16 protein-coding genes are annotated in these 22162 nt (G+C 48.1%); 11 read left to right on the forward strand and 5 right to left on the reverse strand.

Features of this window, described 5'->3' with window-relative positions; translation table 11 throughout:
* Positions 1-17: 17 nt before the first annotated feature.
* The gene (locus NEV57_RS02100) at positions 18-926 is read right to left on the reverse strand and encodes a TIGR01777 family oxidoreductase (RefSeq protein WP_257656625.1); all 909 of its coding nucleotides are present in this window, start codon (positions 924-926) and stop codon (positions 18-20) included.
* Complete coding sequence (locus tag NEV57_RS02105; RefSeq protein WP_257656626.1) at positions 926-1819, reverse strand: Rossmann-fold NAD(P)-binding domain-containing protein; 894 nt, start codon at positions 1817-1819, stop codon at positions 926-928. The genes NEV57_RS02100 and NEV57_RS02105 overlap by 1 nt, the downstream gene beginning before the upstream one ends.
* Positions 1820-2087: 268 nt before the next feature.
* Between NEV57_RS02105 and NEV57_RS02110 the strand changes: the two genes are divergently transcribed.
* From NEV57_RS02110 to NEV57_RS02135, 6 genes are all read left to right on the forward strand, one after another.
* Positions 2088-3341, forward strand: a complete 1254-nt coding sequence (locus tag NEV57_RS02110) for a DASH family cryptochrome (protein WP_257656627.1) — start codon at positions 2088-2090, stop codon at positions 3339-3341.
* Between the two features lie 138 nt (positions 3342-3479).
* Complete coding sequence (locus NEV57_RS02115) at positions 3480-6278, forward strand: 2-oxoglutarate dehydrogenase E1 component (RefSeq protein ID WP_257656628.1); 2799 nt, start codon at positions 3480-3482, stop codon at positions 6276-6278.
* 30 nt (positions 6279-6308) lie between these two features.
* Positions 6309-7559 (forward strand): 2-oxoglutarate dehydrogenase complex dihydrolipoyllysine-residue succinyltransferase, encoded by a 1251-nt coding sequence (gene odhB, locus NEV57_RS02120; protein WP_257656629.1) that lies wholly within the window; start codon positions 6309-6311, stop codon positions 7557-7559.
* A gap of 99 nt (positions 7560-7658) precedes the next feature.
* The gene (locus NEV57_RS02125) at positions 7659-8054 is read left to right on the forward strand and encodes a GtrA family protein (RefSeq protein WP_257656630.1); all 396 of its coding nucleotides are present in this window, start codon (positions 7659-7661) and stop codon (positions 8052-8054) included.
* Positions 8055-8063: 9 nt separating this feature from the next.
* Positions 8064-9770, forward strand: a complete 1707-nt coding sequence (locus NEV57_RS02130) for a glycosyltransferase family 39 protein (protein WP_257656631.1) — start codon at positions 8064-8066, stop codon at positions 9768-9770.
* Between the two features lie 10 nt (positions 9771-9780).
* Complete coding sequence (locus tag NEV57_RS02135) at positions 9781-10773, forward strand: lipid A deacylase (RefSeq protein ID WP_257656632.1); 993 nt, start codon at positions 9781-9783, stop codon at positions 10771-10773.
* 5 nt (positions 10774-10778) lie between these two features.
* Here the strand turns inward: NEV57_RS02135 and NEV57_RS02140 are convergent, their stop codons facing one another.
* On the reverse strand, positions 10779-11543 hold the full coding sequence (locus NEV57_RS02140; RefSeq protein WP_257656633.1) for a DeoR/GlpR family DNA-binding transcription regulator: 765 nt from the start codon (positions 11541-11543) through the stop codon (positions 10779-10781).
* A 193-nt stretch (positions 11544-11736) separates the two neighbouring features.
* Here NEV57_RS02140 and NEV57_RS02145 point away from each other — a divergent pair, with 193 nt between their 5' ends.
* From NEV57_RS02145 to NEV57_RS02165, 5 genes are all read left to right on the forward strand, one after another.
* The gene (locus tag NEV57_RS02145; RefSeq protein ID WP_257656634.1) at positions 11737-13338 is read left to right on the forward strand and encodes a glycerol-3-phosphate dehydrogenase/oxidase; all 1602 of its coding nucleotides are present in this window, start codon (positions 11737-11739) and stop codon (positions 13336-13338) included.
* A 13-nt stretch (positions 13339-13351) separates the two neighbouring features.
* A complete protein-coding gene (gene glpK / locus NEV57_RS02150) occupies positions 13352-14842 on the forward strand; it encodes a glycerol kinase GlpK (protein WP_257656635.1) in 1491 nt (496 codons plus the stop codon).
* A gap of 75 nt (positions 14843-14917) precedes the next feature.
* The gene (locus NEV57_RS02155) at positions 14918-15655 is read left to right on the forward strand and encodes an MIP/aquaporin family protein (RefSeq protein ID WP_257656636.1); all 738 of its coding nucleotides are present in this window, start codon (positions 14918-14920) and stop codon (positions 15653-15655) included.
* Between the two features lie 102 nt (positions 15656-15757).
* Positions 15758-19060, forward strand: a complete 3303-nt coding sequence (locus NEV57_RS02160; RefSeq protein ID WP_257656637.1) for a SusC/RagA family TonB-linked outer membrane protein — start codon at positions 15758-15760, stop codon at positions 19058-19060.
* Positions 19061-19124: 64 nt separating this feature from the next.
* Positions 19125-20585: a SusD/RagB family nutrient-binding outer membrane lipoprotein gene (locus tag NEV57_RS02165; RefSeq protein ID WP_257656638.1), complete on the forward strand. Its 1461-nt coding sequence runs from the start codon at positions 19125-19127 to the stop codon at positions 20583-20585.
* 32 nt (positions 20586-20617) lie between these two features.
* On the opposite strand, the gene NEV57_RS02170 is transcribed toward NEV57_RS02165, so the two are convergent.
* Together NEV57_RS02170 and coaE are read right to left on the reverse strand one after the other, a co-directional pair.
* Entirely contained in the window at positions 20618-21574 is a 957-nt protein-coding gene (locus NEV57_RS02170; protein ID WP_257656639.1) for an MBL fold metallo-hydrolase, read from the reverse strand.
* Entirely contained in the window at positions 21574-22161 is a 588-nt protein-coding gene (gene coaE, locus NEV57_RS02175; RefSeq protein WP_257656640.1) for a dephospho-CoA kinase, read from the reverse strand. Before coaE ends, NEV57_RS02170 begins: the two co-directional genes overlap by 1 nt.
* Position 22162: the final 1 nt, after the last annotated feature.

Raw genomic sequence — 22162 nt, forward strand, 5'->3', positions numbered from 1 at the left:
TCCAAAATAACACCCTCTTAAAGCGAGGCGATAGCTTGGTTAATCTCCGGATAGGTAAAGCGGAAACCAGTATTCTGTATTTTATCGGCCGATACACGGGTGCTGCTCAGCAATAATTCGCTCATTTGTCCCAAGACAGCTTTCAGTATAAACGTGGGGATACGGGGCAACCATATACGTTTATCAAGATGGTTTCCGATGGCATGCAAGAGCGTCGTCAGTTGAATCTGCTGGGGAGCTACCATATTGTAGACGCCATGTATGCCGTTGTGTTCCATTGCAAATAAATATAAGGCAACAGCATCGTCTATGTGAACCCACGGCATCCATTGCCTGCCTGTACCCGGTACGGCACCCAAACCTGTTTTTATAAACTTTACAAGTTTGGGGTACATGCCGCCAGCCGTTGCAAGTACTGCGCCGCTTCGGAGCGAGACTGTGCGTAATCCCAATCTTCTGCCTTCGGCTACCGCCTGTTCCCAAGCCAGGCAAAGCCGCCCAAGGAAATCATTGGCGGGCAACTTATCTTCCGTCATCAATTCATCGCCCCGATGGCTATAATATCCGGTGGCAGCGGCTGACACTACGGTATTGACAGTATGCTCCCGATTCTCAAGCAACCGGTAAAGTAATCCGATGGATTGGACATGGCTATCGTAAATTGCTTGTTTCCGGTGTTTACTCCACGGCTGGGCACCAATGTTTTCACCGGCAAGGTGGATAATTGCCTGCACTCCGCTTAAACAACGTTCATCAACCTGTCCACTGTCAGTATCCCATTGAAAAAAACGGACAGCCGACGAGCGATGTTGCTGTTCACCCCTGCTCAGCCCATGAACGGTATAACCCCGGTTGATCAGCGCATCAATCAATGCGGTACCGATCAGCCCGGTGGCCCCGGTTACTAGCACGCTTTTTCGTATCATCAGCTCTTATTTGGTCCGATTTCAACCAATCCAAGGGCCACTGGGATGGCCTCACGGAAAGGCGTTAACTTCAGTGGGTATAATTCCCGAAGTCCGTTTTTTTTGCAAATCAGATTCCGACGTACATTCAGGTTAAGTGCAGCTGATATATCCTGTTCAAACCGATATACATACCTTGTCATTACATTTGATACTAATGTGCCCAGTGCAGGTAGGGTCATCACTTTTCTGCGCAGTTTCAATACATCCAGGTAATGTTCAAAGATTTCTTTATAGGTCATGACCTCAGGTCCCCCGATATCATAGGTCTCTCCATATGTCCTCGGGTCTAGCAGCATATAATTGAAATAGGTACAAATATCAGCCAGGTATACGGGCTGGCAACGGCTTTTTGCAAATTCCCGTGACACCAAAACCAGCCGCTGCATTGACATTTTTGCCAGAATGGTCATCAGTACTGACCCTTTGCCAATAATATTACTTGCACGCACGATAGTATAATTCAACCCTGTCTCGCGGATATAGGAGTTGATTTTGTCGACATTTCCATCTACCAATTTGGTCACATAAATCAAATGCTGACAGGCCGTTCGTTTCAAGGTATCAATGTATTTTTGCAGGGCCAGTAATTCCATCTCAATCCGCATATCCAGTGCATTGACCGGCGTTTGATTAAAGTAAAATGCAACTGCGGTGTCCGCGTCAATGCCAGCTAAATTCTCTCCCCGGAATAAATCGCCTTCCATCATATTGACACGGTGTTTTTCGGAAATATGCTCACGGAACAGTTTGCGATTGCGTATCAGGCAAGTGACTTCGTAATCCGCTTCGGCGAGGCATGCGGCAACTTTCCTGGCTAAATAATTATTGAGACCTGTAATGAGAACTTTCATATACGTTACAATTGGGTGGCTCTTAGTGCAACTATCGGCCCGGTATCATTAGTACAAACGAAAATAAAATATGTTTCTACCAAATGTATTTTTGGCAAAAGTAGGATTTCCGGGTCGTTTGTACAACCTGGGGGTGGCAATTGGGCCAGTAACACCGGATGACCGTTTGTGATTTAATTGTAAATAATTTGTGTTTCGACACCTAAAAAGGCAGTTTCAAAACAATAACTCCTATATTTGTCAAATTTAATCCATTATTACTTCAGGCATGGATAAGAGGACAATCCTGGTTTGGTTCAGAAACGATTTGCGTATCCACGATAACGAGATATTGCTGCGTGCTATTGAACGCGGCCAGCAAATTGTTCCGGTTTACTGCTTTGATCCAAGGCATTTCGAGCTGACGGAGTACGGGACCCGGAAGATGGGTGTCCTGCGGGCAGCCTTTCTGCGGGAGAATGTACTGGCATTGCAGGGTGCGCTCCGCAATCTAGGAGGTGATTTAATTTCCGTTGTCGGTTATCCTGAAGAAATGCTGCCCCATATTGCGGAGGAATACCAGGTGGATGAGGTATACCATCACCGGGAAGTTGCATTTGAAGAAACTCAGGTCTCTGCATTGGTGGAAGCTGCACTATGGAAGAAAACACAGATCAACCTGCGTCATTTTATTGGCCACACTTTATATCATAAAGAAGACCTTCCTTTTCCCATCCGGGATATACCCAATGCATTTTCCCTGTTCAAGAAAAAAACGGAACGTGAAAGTACAATCCGGCCGCAGCTGGGCCTTCCGGAGCGGGTATCTACTCCTGAAAATATGGAGACGAGCGATGTACCATCACTGCAGCAGCTTGGATTTAGTCCCGGCGAAATCAGACAGGCGTCAAACCTGGCGCTTACAGGTGGCGAGCAGGAAGCGCTGGACCGGATGGACAGTTTCCTGAATGGTTACACTCCGCAGGCAACGGACTCCGGCCTGTCACCTTATATTGCCATTGGCGCGCTGTCTCCCAATACCCTGTATCATGCAGTGAAAGACAGCAGGTATATCGGAACGGACAAAAAGTACCTGGAACAGTTTATCCTGAAACTGCTCTGGCGTGATTATTTTCGCTTCATGTTTAAAAAACATGGCAACCGTTTTTTCCAAACCGGCGGCATAACAGGCCTCGCACCGGAAACCGCAGGACAAGAAGAAATCCTGAATTTTGATAAATGGAAAGCAGGAAACACAGGTCAACCCGTTATCGACCGGGGCATCCGGCAATTGAATGAAACCGGGCATATCCCCCATCAGATGAGGGTGCTGCTGGCCACGTACCTCATTCACGAACTTGGTGTCAGCTGGCTAAAAGGTGCTGCTTGGTTTGAAGAAAAATTAATTGATTACAACCCCGCTAATAATTATGGAAACTGGGCGCACCTTGCCGGTGTTGGTAGCAGTGTAAAAGATAACAAACGTATTGATCTCGATAAATTGATCACCCAGCTGTCGCCCGCTGAAACATTGGCGATATAATCCACGAACCAGTCTACCCCTCTCAAGTACACAAAAAAACCATTATGACTGAAATTTGGCCATAAAATTGTAAGATATTACTTTAGGAAACCATATAATAATTCATAACTTTGACGCATTCATTGTATAAACAAATAAATGGACAAACTTTCTTATCTAAGTAACGCAGATTCGGCCTATATAGATTCGCTTTATGAAGCATACAAAGCGGATCCCGACTCGATTGATTTTGGTTGGAAGAAATTTTTTGAAGGGTTTGATTTCGGCCAAAATGGAACGGCTGGCGATACTGCCGTGGCTACTCCCGATCATGTACTCAAGGAAATCAATGTACTGAACATGATTAATGGTTACCGCGACCGCGGTCACCTGTTCACAGAGACCAATCCGGTTCGTCAACGCCGGAAATATTATCCGGGAAAAGAACTGGAAACATTCGGTTTATCGGAAGCCGATATGGACACGGTTTTCAATGCCGGTGTCGAGGTGGGATTAGGTCCTGCCAAACTGCGGGACATCCGCCAGCTCATTGAAGACACCTATTGCCGATCCATTGGTGCGGAGTTTAAATACATCCGTCACCCGGACAAACTGAAGTGGCTTCAGGAGCGTATGGAAAGCGAGCGCAATACGCCTAACTTCCCAATAGAAAAGAAGAAGCGGATTTTGCAGAAACTCAACGAGGCCGTCGTATTTGAAAGCTTCCTGGGCACGAAATTTCTAGGACAAAAGCGTTTCTCGCTGGAAGGGGCGGAAAGTTTGATTCCGGCACTGGATTCCGTGATTGAAAAGGGGGCGGAAATTGGTATCCAGGAATTTGTGCTCGGCATGGCACACCGGGGCCGACTCAATGTGCTGACCAATATTCTCGGAAAATCATATGAGAGCGTTTTTTCTGAATTTGAAGGAAAGACCTATGTAGAAGATGCTGAGCAGGATTTTGGAGGCGACGTAAAGTACCACTTGGGATACTCTACAGACATCACTACGGAGAATGGTTCGAACGTGCACCTTAGCCTGGTACCCAACCCCTCCCATCTGGAAACGGTAGATCCGGTAGTGGAGGGTATTGTACGGTCTAAAATTGACATGAAATATGAGGGCGATGTTACCAAGATAGCTCCAATCCTCATTCACGGGGACGCTGCCGTCGCTGGTCAGGGTATTGTGTACGAAGTCATCCAGATGTCGAAGTTGGAAGGTTTCCGGACCGGAGGTACGATTCATATCATCGTAAACAACCAGGTTGGATTTACTACCAATTTTATGGATGCACGGTCATCCACTTATTGCACCGATATTGCTAAAGTAACGCTTTCTCCCGTGTTCCACGTCAATGGGGACGATGTGGAAGCATTGATATATGCCATCAACCTGGCTGTGGAATACCGGCAAAAATACCACACCGACGTATTCATCGACCTACTTTGCTACCGCAGGTATGGTCATAATGAGGCGGATGAACCCAAATTTACCCAGCCGCTGCTCTATAAAGCGATTGAGAAACACCCGAATCCACGGGAAATCTATAACAACAAATTAATGGAACAGGGCAGTGTGGACGCTAACCTGGCCAAAGAAATGGAAAAAGATTTCCGCAAAAAATTGCAGGAACGACTGGATGAATCCAAGGAAGAAGAAAACCTGACGCAGGATAATCCGATGTATTCGGGCGCCTGGAAGGGACTTCGCAAAGCGAAATACGAAGACATCTTTGTGCCGGTTAAAACAGGCGTAGCAGAAAAGACATTTTTATCGCTTGCCCGGGAGATCAGCACACTGCCCAGCGAAAAGAAATTCTTCAGAAAGATTTCCAGGCTATTTGAGGAACGCCTTAAAATGGTAGAATCCAAAAAGTTTGACTGGGCTATGGGCGAATTAATGGCTTATGCGACCTTATTAAATGAGGACCTGCGGGTGCGGGTGAGCGGACAGGACGTGGAGCGCGGAACCTTCTCGCACCGTCATGCCGTATTAACCCTGGAAGACTCAGGTGAAGAATACATCCCATTGCAACGGATAGCCGGAGGCGAGCGATTCAATATTTATAATTCACACTTATCGGAATATGGAGTGCTTGGATTTGAATATGGTTATGCTTTGGCTAATCCGCAATCGTTGACGATATGGGAAGCACAGTTCGGCGACTTTTATAACGGCGCTCAAATTATTGTAGACCAGTATATCTCCAGTGCGGAGACTAAATGGCGCCGGTCCAACGCCCTGGTTATGTTACTCCCACATGGCCTTGAAGGTCAGGGACCTGAACACTCTTCGGCACGGATCGAACGTTTTCTGGAGCTTTGCGCTGAAAATAACATGCAGATCGTAAACTGTACGACACCTGCTAACTTTTTCCATGTATTGCGCCGGCAGTTGAAGCGTGACTACCGCAAGCCCTTGGTTGTATTCACTCCCAAAAGTCTATTGCGTCATCCCAAAGTAGTCAGTGATATTACTGAATTCACAACAAAAACCCAATTCCAGGAGGTAATCGACGATAGCTACGTAAAATCGGCGGATGTACGGCGTGTATTGTTCTGTTCCGGCAAAATATACTATGACCTGCTGGAAAAACAACAGGCAGATGAACGTAAGGACGTGGCCGTGGTACGGGTAGAACAGCTCTACCCCACCCCAATGGACAAGCTCCGGTCGATACGCAATAAATACAAAAATGCAACGGAATTCCTCTGGGTACAGGAAGAGCCGGAAAACATGGGTGCCTGGCCCTATATCTGCCGGAAATTCCGGAATCGGAACATTAACCTTGATGTCGTGTCGCGTAAAGAAAGCAGCAGTACAGCAACCGGCTATGCTAAACAGCATATTTCACAGCAACTCGCTGTTGTAAGCCGCGCGTTTGAAACAAAAGCCGGTACCGAGGTAAAGGAAAATGTTAAAGCCAATGTAAAGGAAGCGGCAAAAGTAGATTAATGCTAACTCGACTAATCAGTATTTAAATATATGAGCGTAGAAATAAAAGTACCCACGGTAGGCGAATCCATTACAGAAGTCACCCTTTCGCAATGGCTGAAACAGGATGGTGATTACGTGGAAATGGATGAAAATATCGCCGAACTCGAATCGGATAAAGCAACTTTTGAATTACCCGCCGAAAGAGCAGGTATTCTCCGTATTGTCGCACAGGAAGGTGATACACTTGAAATCGGAGCACTTGTTGCCCGGATTGAAGAAGGCGGAGCCCCTGCCGCTGACAAAACGGACAGTGATGGCGCAACGGCTAAAACGGAAAGCAAACAGGAAACTGCACCGCAACCGGCAAGTCAGCCTGCAGCACAAGCTCCGGTAGCAGCAAATTATGCCACTGGTACCGCTTCTCCCGCGGCAGCCAAGATCTTACGTGAAAAAGGGATAGAAGCAGACGCACTTGCAGGTACAGGAAAAGACGGCCGAGTTACGAAAGCAGACGCGGAAAAAGCATCGGCTGGCGCTCCGAAAGCGCAAGAGTCTGGCAAATCGGCTGTTACGGAGGCACCGAAACCGGTGACCGGCGCCCGCAACGAACGCCGCGAGAAACTTTCCGCTTTGCGAAAGACCATTGCAAAACGATTGGTTTCTGTTAAAAATGAGACGGCCATGCTGACCACATTTAATGAGGTTAACATGCAGCCGATCATGGACCTGCGTGCCAAATACAAAGATGCATTCAAGGAAAAGTACGGCGTAGGTCTTGGTTTTATGTCTTTTTTCACCAAAGCAGTATGTACAGCACTCAAGGAATGGCCTGCTGTGAACGCACGGATTGAGGAAACCGAAATCGTGTACCACGATTTTGCGGACATTTCGATTGCGGTATCTGCACCCAAGGGACTGGTCGTGCCGGTTATCCGCAATGCCGAATCCTTATCGCTTTATGAAATTGAAAAAGAAGTAATTAACCTGGCAACCAAAGCGCGGGATAACAAATTAACCATTGACGAGATGACCGGCGGCACCTTTACTATTACCAATGGCGGCGTTTTTGGATCCATGATGTCCACCCCGATTATCAATGCACCACAGTCCGCCATATTGGGTATGCACAATATTATTCAGCGGCCAGTGGCTGAAAATGGTCAGGTTGTTATCAGGCCAATGATGTACGTTGCCCTTTCCTACGATCATCGCATCATCGACGGCAGGGAATCGGTCAGCTTCCTGGTACGTGTAAAGCAACTGTTGGAAGATCCAGCAAGGTTGCTGCTGGAAGTATAAACCAGAACATAAGTATGCCAAAGCGTCCAATTGCTATGCCGGTTTTCTGATAATTGGCATAGCAATTTATTTATCGCGCTATATCATCCACGATACACTATGGAGTTAAGCAGTGATTTGATCAATAAGTTCCTCAAATTTGGTCTTGTGGGCTTATCGGGTGTGGTAGTGGATTTCGGGGTAACATGGGGATGCAAAGAAAAGCTACACCTGCACAAGTACGTGGCCAACTCACTTGGGTTCATGGTTGCCACGGTTAGCAACTACCTTCTAAATAAATTCTGGACATTTCATGCCGTCGGGCGGGACGCCATGTTTATTGAGTTTTCAAAATTCTTCGGCATTGCATTGGTGGGGTTGTTGATCAATAACCTCATCCTTTATGTGGTTCACGAAAAACTGGGATTAAATTTTTACCTTGCCAAGGTATTCGCAATCGGCATGGTTGCGATATGGAATTTTATGGGCAACTATATATATACCTTTTCCAGCTAACCAACTACCATGTCGTCGTTAACAAAGAATAATTACCTGATCTTTTATTTCCTGTTGATCTGGATGGGCGCCAACCTATTCCAGGCCGCATTTATGGAATTGCATGTTGACGAAACGTATTACTGGGTATACAGTCAGTTTCTGGATTGGGGCTACTACGATCATCCGCCGATGGTAGCTCTTTTTATGAAGGCCGGAGATACTATTTTTCATTCGGCACTGATGGTAAGGCTCCTCAGTGTGTTGACAAACGTTGCTGCAATCGCCATCCTATGGCAATTGGTCAAGTCCTATGTACAGGATGCCAGCCTGTTTGTCATTTTGTATAGCAGTATGCTTATCCTTCATGTGTATAGTTTTATTACCACACCGGATACGCCGCTCTTTTTCTTCACAATCGTTTATTTTTATCTCCTCAAAAGGTATATCAAAACAGACAGGCTAACTAATGCGCTGTTGTTGGCGGTAGTGATCGCCGGCATGCTTTATAGTAAATACCATGCTGTATTGGTGTTGCTGTTTACTATTGTTGCCGATTTAAAACTACTGAAACGTCCCTCGTTTTGGCTTATCGTCGCGATTTCAGGCGTACTGTTCGTACCACATATCCTATGGCAAATTAACCACGACCTCCCCTCCGTGCAGTACCATTTGTTTGAACGCAGTGCCCGGGCTTACCGATTTTCATTCACAACTGACTTTATATTGAGTCAATTGCTGATTGTCGGCCCTTTTGCCGCGTTGGCATTATATTATTATGTATTCAGGCAACGGGCGACAGATATTTTCCTCCGTATCATGAAATTCAATTGTTATGGATTTCTGCTCTTTTTCCTGATCAGTACATTCAAGGGTCGTGTTGAAGCCCACTGGACTTTGCTGGCGTTTGTTCCGTTCTTTATCCTCGCTTACATCCATCTCGGCCGCATGGAACACATTCCCCGTTGGGTGATGCGTTTGCTCTATGCCAATATCGCACTCATCATTGTAATCCGGATTGTCCTGATATTCCCCATTCCCGCACTTACAAAGATCCGGGGACTCCAGCAATTCTGGGGAAAAAACGATATGGCTAAGCGCATCCACGCAAAGGCCGGAGAAAATTATGTGATTATGGACAATGGATTTCAGGACATCTCCAATTATAATTTCGTAAACAACACCACTAAAGGATTTTCCTATAACACCCGAAACTACCGGAAAACACAATATGATTTTTGGCCTATTGAAGATAGTTTACGGAATCATAAAGCATATTATGCCACATTCAGAAGCCACGGAACACCATTGCAGGACACTATTCAGACAATAAAGGGCCCTTTGTACGGCCGATTCCTGGATGCGGTCAGGACATATCAGAAAGTCAACATTAAAGTAGAAGGACTTCGTAAAGAGGCTGAAGCCGGATCAAAGCAGTACGTGACACTGACGATAAACAATCCGTATCAGGATACCATCTCTTTTTCCAACGCCGACGAACAGTGGCCGGTATTCCTGGAATATGGCTATACCCAGCCTGTTTTCCAAGAAGAAAATTTTGTGGAAATGCACGGCGACTACCGCAATATCATTATCCCCCCGGGAGAAACAGCTACATTTCCTGCAAAGATCAACATGCCACCATCACCAGGAAAATACATGCTACTGTTTTCCATCCGGACCGACCCTTTTACCGGTGCGCGTAATAGTGACAAATTTCCAATTCGAGTAAATTAAACGGTTAGCCATGCGACGATATTCGCTTATTGTGTTGTTTATAGTATTATGCATGACCACCCATGCACAACAGTTTGAATGGAATGTCAATTTCCATGGTTTCGCCGATAACAGAGAATACGCTAAGTCCGGCCGTTACCCACAAACCATATTCGGAGCACGGATCGCACCTGAAATCGGTATCGCTGTAGACAGTATACATCGCCTTCGGGCCGGAATAAACTACCTTCATGAATTCGGGTCCAGCCCCTCCGGTAAGGTCAATCCTACCCTATATTATAATTACCAGCAACGCGGCTTTAATTTTTACATTGGAATGTTTCCCCGTTATGGACTATTGAGTGACTATCCCAGAGCCATACTCAACGATACGCTGCTATATTATCGTCCTAATGTGGAAGGCATGCTCTTACGGTACGAAAACGCTACATTCTTTCAACAAATCTGGATCGACTGGACAAGCCGCCAAACGGATATGGACCGGGAACAGTTTATGGTGGGACTATCCGGTAAAGTTTCGGCCAACCTGTTGTATTTTTCGCACCATGCCATGCTCTGGCACAATGCGGGCCCGATGATTAAGATTCCCAACGATCAGGTGCGCGACAACGGCGCTGCGATGGTAAGGGTTGGCCTCGATTTATCTAAACGTACTTTTCTGGATTCACTGGATATCCATGTCGGCGGTGTGGTGGGGTACGATCGACTTAGGGGTATTTACGAATGGCGTACCGCGGCGGGATTTATCACCGGATTACACGCTGCATATCGCAATTTCTTCCTCGAAAACACATTCTTTACCGGCGAACCGCTTGATGTTCCTTATGGTGACCAATTTTACACAGCCCGTAGGTATGACCGGCTTGAAATCGGGTGGACACCAATACGCTATAAAGGCCTGGAAGGGAAATTTATTGCCAGTTTCCACTTTACGCCCGGGGCAGTAGACAACCAGCAGCAGTTTTTACTTCGTTATCATATTGGCGGAAGCTATCCGAAATAGACGCCTTACTGCACTATGGTTACCTTTACTCCTGCCCTTTCCAATTCCTTTACGGTATGAGGGGATATACCTTTATCGGTAATAATCCGGTCTATTTCCTCAATCCCGCAAATGCGCCCAAAACCCCGTTTTCCAAATTTAGTAGAATCAGCCAGTACGATCACTTTTTGTGATACTTCCATCATTTTTCTATTTAGGTGCGCCTCCTGGGCATTGGTCGTTGTCAATCCAAAATCCAGGTCGATTCCATCGACCCCGAGAAATAGCTTACTGCAAAAAAAATCGGCGAGAATTCGTTCAGCATACATACCGGCAACGGATGTTGAGCTTTTACGCAGGATGCCACCCAACTGCAGAATTTCTACATGGGGATGTTTGACCAATTGAACGGCGACATTCAATGCGGACGTAACAACGGTAAGATTCAGGCTTGGTTGAATTTCTTTGGCCATGGCCTGCACTGTTGTGCCCGATGCGATAATTACCGAATCATTATCGATAATCAGGGAAGCCGCTTCCCGGGCGATGGCCAGTTTCTCTTCCGTCTGAATTTTCTCTTTCTCAAATACGGTCCGGTCGGTTGTATATGGATTCACCTGGGTAGCACCGCCGTGTGTCCGGAAAAGTAATTGCCGATCCTCCAGCAATTTCAGGTCTTTGCGGATGGTTACAGACGATACGTCCAGTTGTTTGCATAACTCCAGCACATTAACGACGCCCTTTTGCTGTAACTGACGCATGATATACTGGTGCCGTTCTATGTTATTCATAACAGATCGGTAATGGATGTGGACCAAAATACAGCTTTTATCGATAAAATTAAAATGTTATATTATTTCAATTATTTTCGTTTTATAATTTTATATTTCATTTTGTTATTTATCTAATTTCAATTACTTTTGAAAAAATCAATATTTAATTTCACATTATTACCATTTTGCCTGCAGGAATCGCATTGATTAAATGGAAAAACCACTATTAGATCGAAATATGACACTCCGGCAGGTTGCCGGAACGCCACAATGGGACCTGGCAGTCATCGGAGGCGGAGCTACGGGATTGGGTATTGCGGTAGACGCCGCTTCCCGGGGATATCGGACCGTTTTACTGGAACAATATGATTTTGCCAAAGGGACGTCTAGCAGGAGCACCAAGCTGGTACACGGTGGTGTGCGTTACCTTGCCATGGGAGATATCCGTTTAGTATACGATGCATTGCACGAACGTGGTATCCTATTCCGTAATGCGCCGCATCTCGCGCATGCGCAGTCTTTTATTATTCCCTGTTATTCTTTTTTCAGTAAATGTAAGTACCTGATCGGGTTAAAAATATATGATTGGCTTGCCGGTAAATACCGTATTGGAAAGTCCAGCGCACTTTCCCGGGAGGAAACGCTGCGTAATTTACCGGGCGTGAAGTCTGCGCAGCTACAGGGTGGCGTACGGTATTTTGACGGCCAATTCGACGACGCACGGATGGCCGTTAACCTGGCGCAGACCGCAGCAGTCCATGGTGCCGCGGTACTTAATTACTGCCAGGTTACTGAATTAAGCAAGGACGAAGCCGGAAAGGTAACTGGACTGACGTTTGTCGACCGTGAAACGGAAACGGCATATCCGATCACCGCAAAGGCTGTTATTAATGCAACCGGGGTTTTCGTGGATGATATTTTGACTATGGACACCCCTAACCATAAAGTGATGGTCAGGCCAAGTCAGGGTACCCACGTTGTGGTAGATCGGACTTTTCTCGGTGAACATGATGCGTTAATGATCCCCAAAACCAGCGATGGAAGGGTATTATTCGGTGTTCCCTGGCACAATTACCTATTGCTGGGCACCACGGACACCCCCATTAAAGACACCCATATTGAACCGGTTCCGCTGGATGATGAGATTGCGTTTATTCTGAAAACAGCCGCCGATTACCTGAGCCCTGCACCGCGCAAATCGGATATCCGTAGCATGTTTGCCGGATTGCGCCCACTTGCGGCTCCTGATGACGGCGAAGAGGCAACCAAGGAGATTTCACGTGACCATAAGCTTATCGTGAATCCGTCGGGTCTCATTACAATTACTGGAGGTAAATGGACGACATACCGAAAAATGGCAGAGGAGACCATTGACAGGGCCATCGAAACCGGCGCACTTGAAAACCGGACATGCCTGACCAAGACCCTGAAAATTCAGGGGCATTGTACCAAACAACAGGAAGGACACTGGGCGAGCTATGGAAGTGATGCCGACCATGTGCGTGCACTTACGATAAGCCAGCCAGCCCTCGCGGAGCGGCTGCACCCCGACTTCGATCATATCGGGGCGGAGGTGGTTTGGGCGGTAGTAAATGAAATGGCCCGGACGCTCGAAGATGTACTCGCCAGGCGTCTACGGATATTGTTTCTGGATGCCACCAAATCCATGGAGATGGCCCCCAAAGTGGTGGCATTGATGGCGCAGCAATTGAATAAAAGCCGCGAATGGGAAAATGAGCAGCTCCGGGCCTACCGGCTGGTCGCGCAGCAGTATCTACCCGAAGGACACTTAGACACACCAATTAATCAGTAAAACGAATCCTGCGATGACAAATCAATACCTTTTAGCATTAGATCAGGGAACTACCAGCTCCCGTGCCATTATCTTCAATCCGGAAGGCCAGATGGTAGCCGTCGCTCAAAAAGAATTCAAGCAGCATTACCCGCAGTCCGGCTGGGTAGAGCATGACGCACAGGAAATTTGGTCAAGCCAACTGTCCGTGGCAACGGAAGCGATAGCCAAGGCCGGACTAAAAGCCGCTGCGATAGCGACAATCGGCATTACCAACCAGCGCGAAACAACCGTGGTATGGGATAGAAAGACCGGCCATCCGGTTTACCCGGCCATTGTTTGGCAGGACAGGCGTACCGCTGAATACTGCGATGAACTGCGGGATAAGGGATATGGCGACCTCATCCGGAAAAAGACAGGCTTGATTATCGACGCCTATTTTTCTGCGAGTAAGATCAATTGGATTCTCCGCCATGTTCCCGGCGCACGCAAAAAGGCCGAGAATGGTGAGCTCGCTTTTGGTACCATCGATTCCTGGCTGGTGTGGAACCTTACCGGAGGCAGAGAACACGTGACTGACGTAACCAATGCATCGCGCACCATGCTATATAACATCAATACGCTGCGCTGGGATGATGAGTTGCTGGAGCTGATGGATATCCCCCGGACAATGCTCCCCGAAGTTAAAAGTTCATCTGAAATAGTCGGTGAAACCGCTGCCAATATCCTGGCAGCAAAAATACCGATTGCCGGCATTGCCGGCGATCAGCATGCCGCACTCTTTGGGCAGCTATGCACGCGGCCCGGCATGGTTAAAAACACTTACGGTACGGGCTGTTTCATGTTGATGCATATCGGTGACAAACCCGTATTATCCAAAAACAACCTGGTAACAACCATCGCATGGCAAATTGGCGATGTGGTAAATTACGCGTTTGAAGGGAGTGTCTTCATCGGTGGGGCCATTGTTCAATGGCTCCGCGACGGGCTGGGCATTATACGTTCATCGGATGAGGTTGAAGCGCTCGCTGCCCGGGTCCCGGACACCGCCGGTGTATTCCTCGTCCCTGCCTTTTCGGGCTTGGGAGCGCCTCATTGGGATCCTTATGCGAGGGGTACGCTGGTCGGACTTACACGCGGTAGCAACGCATCGCATATTGCACGCGCAGCATTGGAGAGTATTGCTTTTCAAACAGTCGATATTCTCCGGGCAATGGAGGCCGATGCTGCCACAACCATCCGGGAATTGCGGGTAGATGGCGGCGCGACAGTAAATAACCTGCTGCTTCAATTCCAGGCGGATATCCTGGGAGCCCGTGTAGTCAGGCCGGAAATTACAGAAACGACCGCACTTGGCGCCGCCTATCTTGCCGGATTAGCAGTAGGGATCTGGAAAAATATAGATGCGATCCAGAACCAATGGCAAATAAACCGCGCATTTGAGCCAAATCCACAATATGATGCGGATGGCTCAATTCGTCGCTGGCGGCACGCGGTGGAAACCACTAAAAGCTACAAGCCCTAAAAACGCCGGGCAATAAGCGTCAGGTGGCTGGCCCTTGGGCTAAGATGACCACGTAACCAATTAAAACTAACTAATATGACACCTTTTATTGCAGAAATGCTGGGTACCGGCTTTCTTATTCTATTGGGTGGAGGGGTGGTGGCTAATGTCGTTCTCAATGGCACTAAAGGTCACAATAGCGGCTGGATGGTAATTACGACTGCCTGGGCACTTGGTGTTTTCACAGGTGTCATTATTGCCGGTCCCTACAGCGGTGCACACCTGAATCCAGCCGTTACATTAGCCATGTGGATCGCTGGAAATGTAGCCACTGAAGCAGTGCCATCTTACATTGCCGGGCAATTTACTGGAGCCATGGCCGGTGCATTTGTTGTCTGGCTGGTTTATCAGGATCACTTCAGACTTACGGAGGATGCCGGAACCAAACAAGCCGTATTCTGTACGGCCCCCGCTGTCCGCAACCTACCGGTAAACCTGATCAGTGAGATAGTAGGCACATTTGTATTGCTGTTTGCCGTCTTTTACTTTACCGATGCTACGCTGGATGACGGCGACACCGTACCTATTGGCCTGGGGTCGCTTGGTGCTATACCTGTCGCATTTATCGTATGGGTCATCGGTCTCTCATTAGGTGGTACAACCGGATACGCCATTAATCCGGCCCGGGACCTTGGGCCACGTATCGTACATGCCTTATTGCCGATAAAAAACAAAGCAGGTTTCGACTTAAAGTATGCATGGGTACCAGTAATTGGTCCGCTGATCGGTGCTGCACTCGCTGCTTTTCTATTCCACTGGATCAGCTCCGTATAACGGAAAGCTAGTTTATTTACCCTATTGTAATGCGGGGTTAATAATTAGTAAATATAGGAATTAGATACTTGCAACCAATTAAAGCAATAAACCTCGAATGAAATGAAAAATCGACATGATTTTCCGCACGGCGCTTATCCGTGTGTTTCCGGCAAGGAAAAATCCACGCTTAGTACGGGCGTGTATCCCTTACGAAACGCCTGGATAGTGGTGTCTTTATTTTGCCTCGTTATGCTGTCGAGCCAGCAAGCCCAGGCGTTAACCCGGACTGCCGGGGCAGCGGCCTATCAGGAACAGGTAACCCTGGAGGGCATTGTACAGAACGAAACCGACGGTGAGCCGCTCAGTGGTGTCACGGTCATCGTCAACGGGCAAGCCATTACCACCACGGATGACAGTGGCAGGTTCCACGTAACGGTAACAAAAGGTACCGATCTGACTTTTGCCTTGATAGGCCGGGTATCGCGACACGTTACGGCGGACAATTCACAAAATAACCTAGTGATCTCCCTAGCCGAATCCTCCACGGAAATTGACGAAGTGGTGGTTACCGCCCTGGGGATCGAACGGGAGGCGAAAGGATTGGGTTATGGTGTGAGTACAGTAAAAGGAGAAGCGATCACCAAGGCGATGCCGAACACCTGGACCGATGCATTAAAAGGTAAGGTAGCCGGCCTTAACCTGACACAGACAGGATCAGGCCCGATAAACTCCACACGGATAAACCTCCGTGGCGACCGTTCACTTGACCCCAACCGGAATGAGGCACTCATTGTCATTGACGGCATCCCGATGATTAACGGCAGGGTGAGCTCAGGCGTTGACCAGGCATATGGAGCCGGATCAAGTGGCGTAGATAAAGATATTCCGATTGATTTCGGCAACGGCCTGTCTGACATTAATCCCGACGACATCGAATCGGTAACCGTGCTGAAAGGCGCTGCAGCTACCGCGTTATACGGAAGCCGCGCAGGGAATGGCGCACTGATCATCACGACTAAGAAAGGACAAAGCCGCGACGGGATCGGGATATCCATCAATTCCAATACCAGTATAAATGATGTGTTGCGCTGGCCCGAATACCAATACGAATACGGTCAGGGTAACAATAACCGGAATGCCGATGGGGAATTGTATTACTCCTATCAATTGTCGGAAGACGGACCAAATACCGGATCGACGTCCAGTGCCTTCGGCCCGAAATTTGACGGACAGCGGTACTTCCAGTATGATCCTTCGATCGAGGGGCAGTCGACCGAGCGATTACCGTGGGTGCCATATAAAGATAACATCAAAGGTTTCTGGCGGACCGGTTTTACCACTACAAATAACCTGGCGCTTGACGGTGCTACCGACCGCTTCTCAGCGCGTGCATCCTTCACACATACCAAGAATGAATGGATTATGCCCAACACCGGCTTTGAGCGCTTCGTAGGCACACTCAATGCCGGAGCACAGCTGTCGGAGAAACTGACCATAAACGCCAAGATGGGATTCACCAATAAAACCAGTGATAACCTGCCGGGCACGGGCTACAATAACCAGTCGATCGCTTATTTCATGATTTTCCAAAATCCAAACATCGACCTGGCCGTGTACGAACCCCGTTGGAAACAGGGGCAGGATCAGATCAGCCAGATCCATCCGTTCAGCTCTTACATTGAAAATCCCTTTGTCATCGCTCACGAAATGACAAACAGCCTAAAAAACATCAATATTGATGGAAACCTGCAAGCAGTCTACGCGTTTAACGACCGGTTTAATTTAATGGTGCGTTCCGGGCTAAACCTGCGCCAGGATCAGCGTGAACAACGGCGCCCGTGGGATACCGCCAATTTCCCACAGGGTTACTACAAACAGCAGGATGTATTTTTTTATGAATCGAATACGGATGCATTACTGACTTATAGTGACAAACTGAGCCAGACCGTGGCCATGACGGCGTCAGTGGGTGGCAACCTCATGCACGGACAGAGCAAGGAAAACAACGCCATGGCACGGGGACTGATGCTTCCCGGGATTTACAAGCTATCCAATGCGCTGGAACAGGGCGTGGTGGACAACACCATTGCTGAACGGCGTACACACAGCCTTTATGGGTTGGTCAATTTTTCGTGGAAAGAACTGATATTTCTTGATGTTACAGGCCGGAACGACTGGTCCTCTACCCTGCCTGACCAAAACCGGTCCTATTTTTATCCATCGGTGAGCACCAGTTATATTCTATCTGATATATTCAGATTACCCACAGCCATCTCTTTTGCCAAAGCCCGGCTTTCCTGGGCGCAGGTGGGCACCGACACAGACCCTTACCGGATTGCCAAGTATTACAACCAATCCGATTTCCCGGGTTCGGCAAACGCGCCCTCGGTATTACATAATGCAAACTTAAAGCCCGAAATCTCCACGTCGTGGGAAGGCGGGATCAACTTCTCCCTTTTCCGGAACCGCATAACCGGCGATGTAAATCTATATCATAACAATACGGTCAACCAGGTGTTGAGCGTGCCACTTGACATCACTACCGGCTACAGTAGCGCATTTATCAACGCCGGTACCATTCGTAACCGTGGTATTGAGGTGATGTTAAGCGGAAGCCCGGTATCCAATCAGAATTTCACTTGGACATCAACCATTACCTGGGCAAAAAATGAAAACAAAATCCTGGAACTCAGTGACGAAATCGATGCTGACCAGCAGATCATCGCAACCAGCGGCACCGCATCCATCATTGCCACAGAGGGTGGTACAACGGGTGATATCTGGGGGTACGGGCTGGTCCGGAACGAGCAAGGCCAGGTCGTCTTCGACGCAGAAACTGGTCTGGCCCTCCGGCCCGCGGATATTACCAAAATCGGCAATGCCTATCCTTTATGGCGTGGCGGCTTCCTGAACGAATTCAGCTATAAGAACTGGCGGTTCAGTTTGCTTTTTGATGGACAGTATGGTGGTATGATTTATTCGCAGACACATCATAAAATGACAGAGCAGGGTAAATTGAAGCATACACTGCTCGGGCGGGAGGAAGGTCTGGTCGTTGGGGATGGTGTTGTATTAAATGACGACGGATCCTATTCACCCAACACCACGCCGGTGGCAATCAACACCTGGTACGGTGATTTTTACCGTCGGGCCAACATTGAAACTAACAGTTTTGACGCCTCTTATATCAAACTCCGTGAAGCGCGTATTGAATTCAATCTGCCGCAGACCTGGACCGCAAAGCTCAAACTGTCAGGTGCCAGTATCGCCCTGTACGGCCGGGATCTCCTGCTGATTTCGAACTTCCCGATATTTGATCCGGAAACCGCATCGCTCAACGGGGCAACCGTAGTGCCGGGTGTCGAAATGGGCCAGTTGCCCACACCACGCACCTGGGGCGCAAATTTAAGCTTGAAGTTTTAAACAAACCGGGTGTCATGAACTCCTTTATGCGATTGTACACTTACACCCTCAATTCATCATTCTAATGAAAAAGATAGCAGCAGTAATATTGGCAAGCACCATCGGCGCGATGAGCTTTTCTTCGTGTACGAAAAATTTTACTGATTTAAATATAGATCCTAACCGGATAGACCGGGTAACACCCGGCAGCTTGGTAACTCCTACCATTTATGGTATGAGCACCTACTTTACCGAACGCAGTCGCGACTTTACCTGGCAGATCATGCAGGTTGGCCTTCCCAACCCCAGTCCTGCCAATGGCATACATCGCTATGAACTGAATGAAAATGCAGGTAACGGTACTTGGAATACCTGTTATCAGTGGATGCGTAACCTTCGCGAAATGCGGGAATCTGCCGAATTCTACGATCAGCCGGTATACCGGGCCGTTGCCGCCACTTTACAGGCCTATATTGTGGGCATCCTGACGGATAGTTTTGGCGACGTTCCTTTTTCAGAAGCACTCATGGCCGAAGAGGGAATTTCCCAGCCGCGGTTTGATACCCAGGAGGAAATTTACAACAAACTGATTTCCGATCTGGAGGAAGCGAATACGATTTATGCCGCTGAAGGGGAAATGGCCGGAAACGACGTCTTATACGGCAACAATAAGGAAAGCTGGCGGCGGTTTAACAATTCCCTGCTGATGCGACTCACCCTTAGACTCTCCAAGCGAGCCGAATTCAACAGTTACGATAAGTTGCAGGCGATAATTAATGATCCTGAACAATATCCGGTATTCCGCAATAATGACGAGGCGGCACTTTTAACGGTAACCGGACTCCCACCATACGATTATGCCTGGGGAAGAAGGCAGGATTACGTCAATTTCCAGGCGATGGGCCAGTTCTTTGTCGATATGCTTAATGAACTGGAAGATCCGCGGCGAGGCCTCTTTATGACCCAGGCTTCGCGACTGGTGGACGGTGCTATCCAACCCATTGGCTATAAAGGTATCCCCAGCGCCCACTCCGGAGATGAGTCCCAATTTGATTTTTCACCAAGTACGCCAAATGGCGACCTGATGGTGTACACGGCATTAGGCACGGAAATTATTGAGGTAATCATGGGCTATGCCGAGGTCGAATTCATCAAGGCTGAAGTAGCACTTCATTTCGGCGATATGGAAACCGCGGAAGAAGCATATGAAGCTGCAGTTACCGCCGGAATCACTCAATGGAAAAACAGTGAAATGCCAGTCGGATATTTTGAAAATGAACAGGCTGCGTTTAACGGTACGATGGAGCAGCTGATGAATCAAAAGTATCTCGCATTATTTTTCAATGACTACCAGCAGTGGTTTGAATACCGGCGTACCGGCTACCCCGTACTTCCGACAACAGCATACATGCTGCACGATGGGGTAATGCCTACCCGGTTTATGTATCACAATAATGTAAGACGGTTCAATCCCCAAAATTACCAGGAAGCGGCAGACCGTATCGGCGGAGATGATGTTATGACCAAGGTGTGGTGGGAAAAATAGGTCAACTGTATAACTGTAATGAAGAAGTTTCCTCAGGGCATCAACTGCAATGGCCTGACGGGAATGACACCTGAAAAATGGGCGGCCAATGGCTGCCCATCACCGTGAATGGTCCAGATCTCCCTTGGCTTCATTATAGCAATATAAGCCAGGATATCCTGCCAATCCACATGGTCTGAAATATACAATTCCAGGTGGTTGTGCTGCTGGAGCCGCTTCCATCCCGAAGCAAATACCCGCAGCACGTTGGTAGCCCTGAAATAGCTATTGAAGGTGAAAGGCGGCACTATATAGATTTTATTGGCAGGCAGCACCTTCATCTCTTTACGGTTATAAGGTTCGTAGCGGCCTATCCCAATGCCGAAAGACTCATATATCCGGTGAAAAGGTAAAATGCTGTGATGAATAAGTATCCGCCGGTCCGGACAGTACTGATCAATCAGGCTGGTAAGCCGCTGTGCCTTGCCCAATGCATAAGCGCCCAGCAGCAGGTTAGCCGATGTTCCAGCCAGCTTGGCAATTTCCGAAACCGGATCGGGATGAATAATCTCCGGATTGGCAAAAGTGCTTTCGGTAATCAGTACATCAGCAGCAATGGTTTCCAGCGGCTCACATGTATGATCAGGCTGCACTTTGTAATCGCCCGTATACACATACCGTACCCCACGGTATTCCATCACAATCTGTGCTGATCCGAGCATGTGTCCTGCAGGTATAAAATAAAGCTTCACTTCCTGCAGGCTAAATAACTGATGATAAGGTTGGTCAAAAAAACTTTGCAGCGGTTGCTGGCGATAACGGTGCTGCATGAATACAGTCGTCGGCGGCGTGCAGAAAATCCGCCGGTGCCCCGGCGTGGCATGGTCAGCATGTGCATGGGATATCAGGGCATTATCCACAGGCAGCAGCGGATCGATAAAGAAATCGCCATACCGACAGTAGTACCCTTCAGGCCGCTGAACCAGAAAATCCGCCAGAACATCCGCCATTATCGTAACTGAAGAAAAAAATCGTGTAACTTTCGCACCTGCGGAATAAGTGCTTGAATACCGTCGTTTGTAATTATAAAATCAGCGAATGCCGCTTTTTTCTCTTCCGGCCACTGGCTGGCCATGCGAGCCCTCACCTGGCGCTCCGTCGTTCCGTCACGCTCCATCACCCGCTGTATGCGCAGGTCCTCGGGGGCTGTCACCAGTATATTATAATTGTTTTTTTTATATGAACCGCTTTCAAACAGCAGGGCAGCCTCTTTGATGGTATAAGGGGCATGCTGTGCAGCTGCCCACTCCTCTCCTGCCCGGATAACCACGGGATGCACCAATTCATTCAGTCTTTTCCGTGCAGCTTCATTATTAAAAACCGTTTCGGCCAGGTATGCCCGGTTAAGTGAGCCATTTGCAGAATAAGCTTCGTCGCCAAATGCATCGGTTATGGCAGCTACAAGCCCGAGGTCCCCGGTCATCAGTCGCTTTGCCTCCCTGTCCGCGTCAAAAACTGGGATTCCCAAAACGCCGAAGATACGGCAAATCAATGTTTTGCCGCTGCCAATTCCACCTGTTACGCCTACCTTTTGCATA

It is taken from the genome of Parapedobacter lycopersici (assembly GCF_024643285.1).
Classification (GTDB): Bacteria; Bacteroidota; Bacteroidia; order Sphingobacteriales; family Sphingobacteriaceae; genus Parapedobacter; species Parapedobacter lycopersici.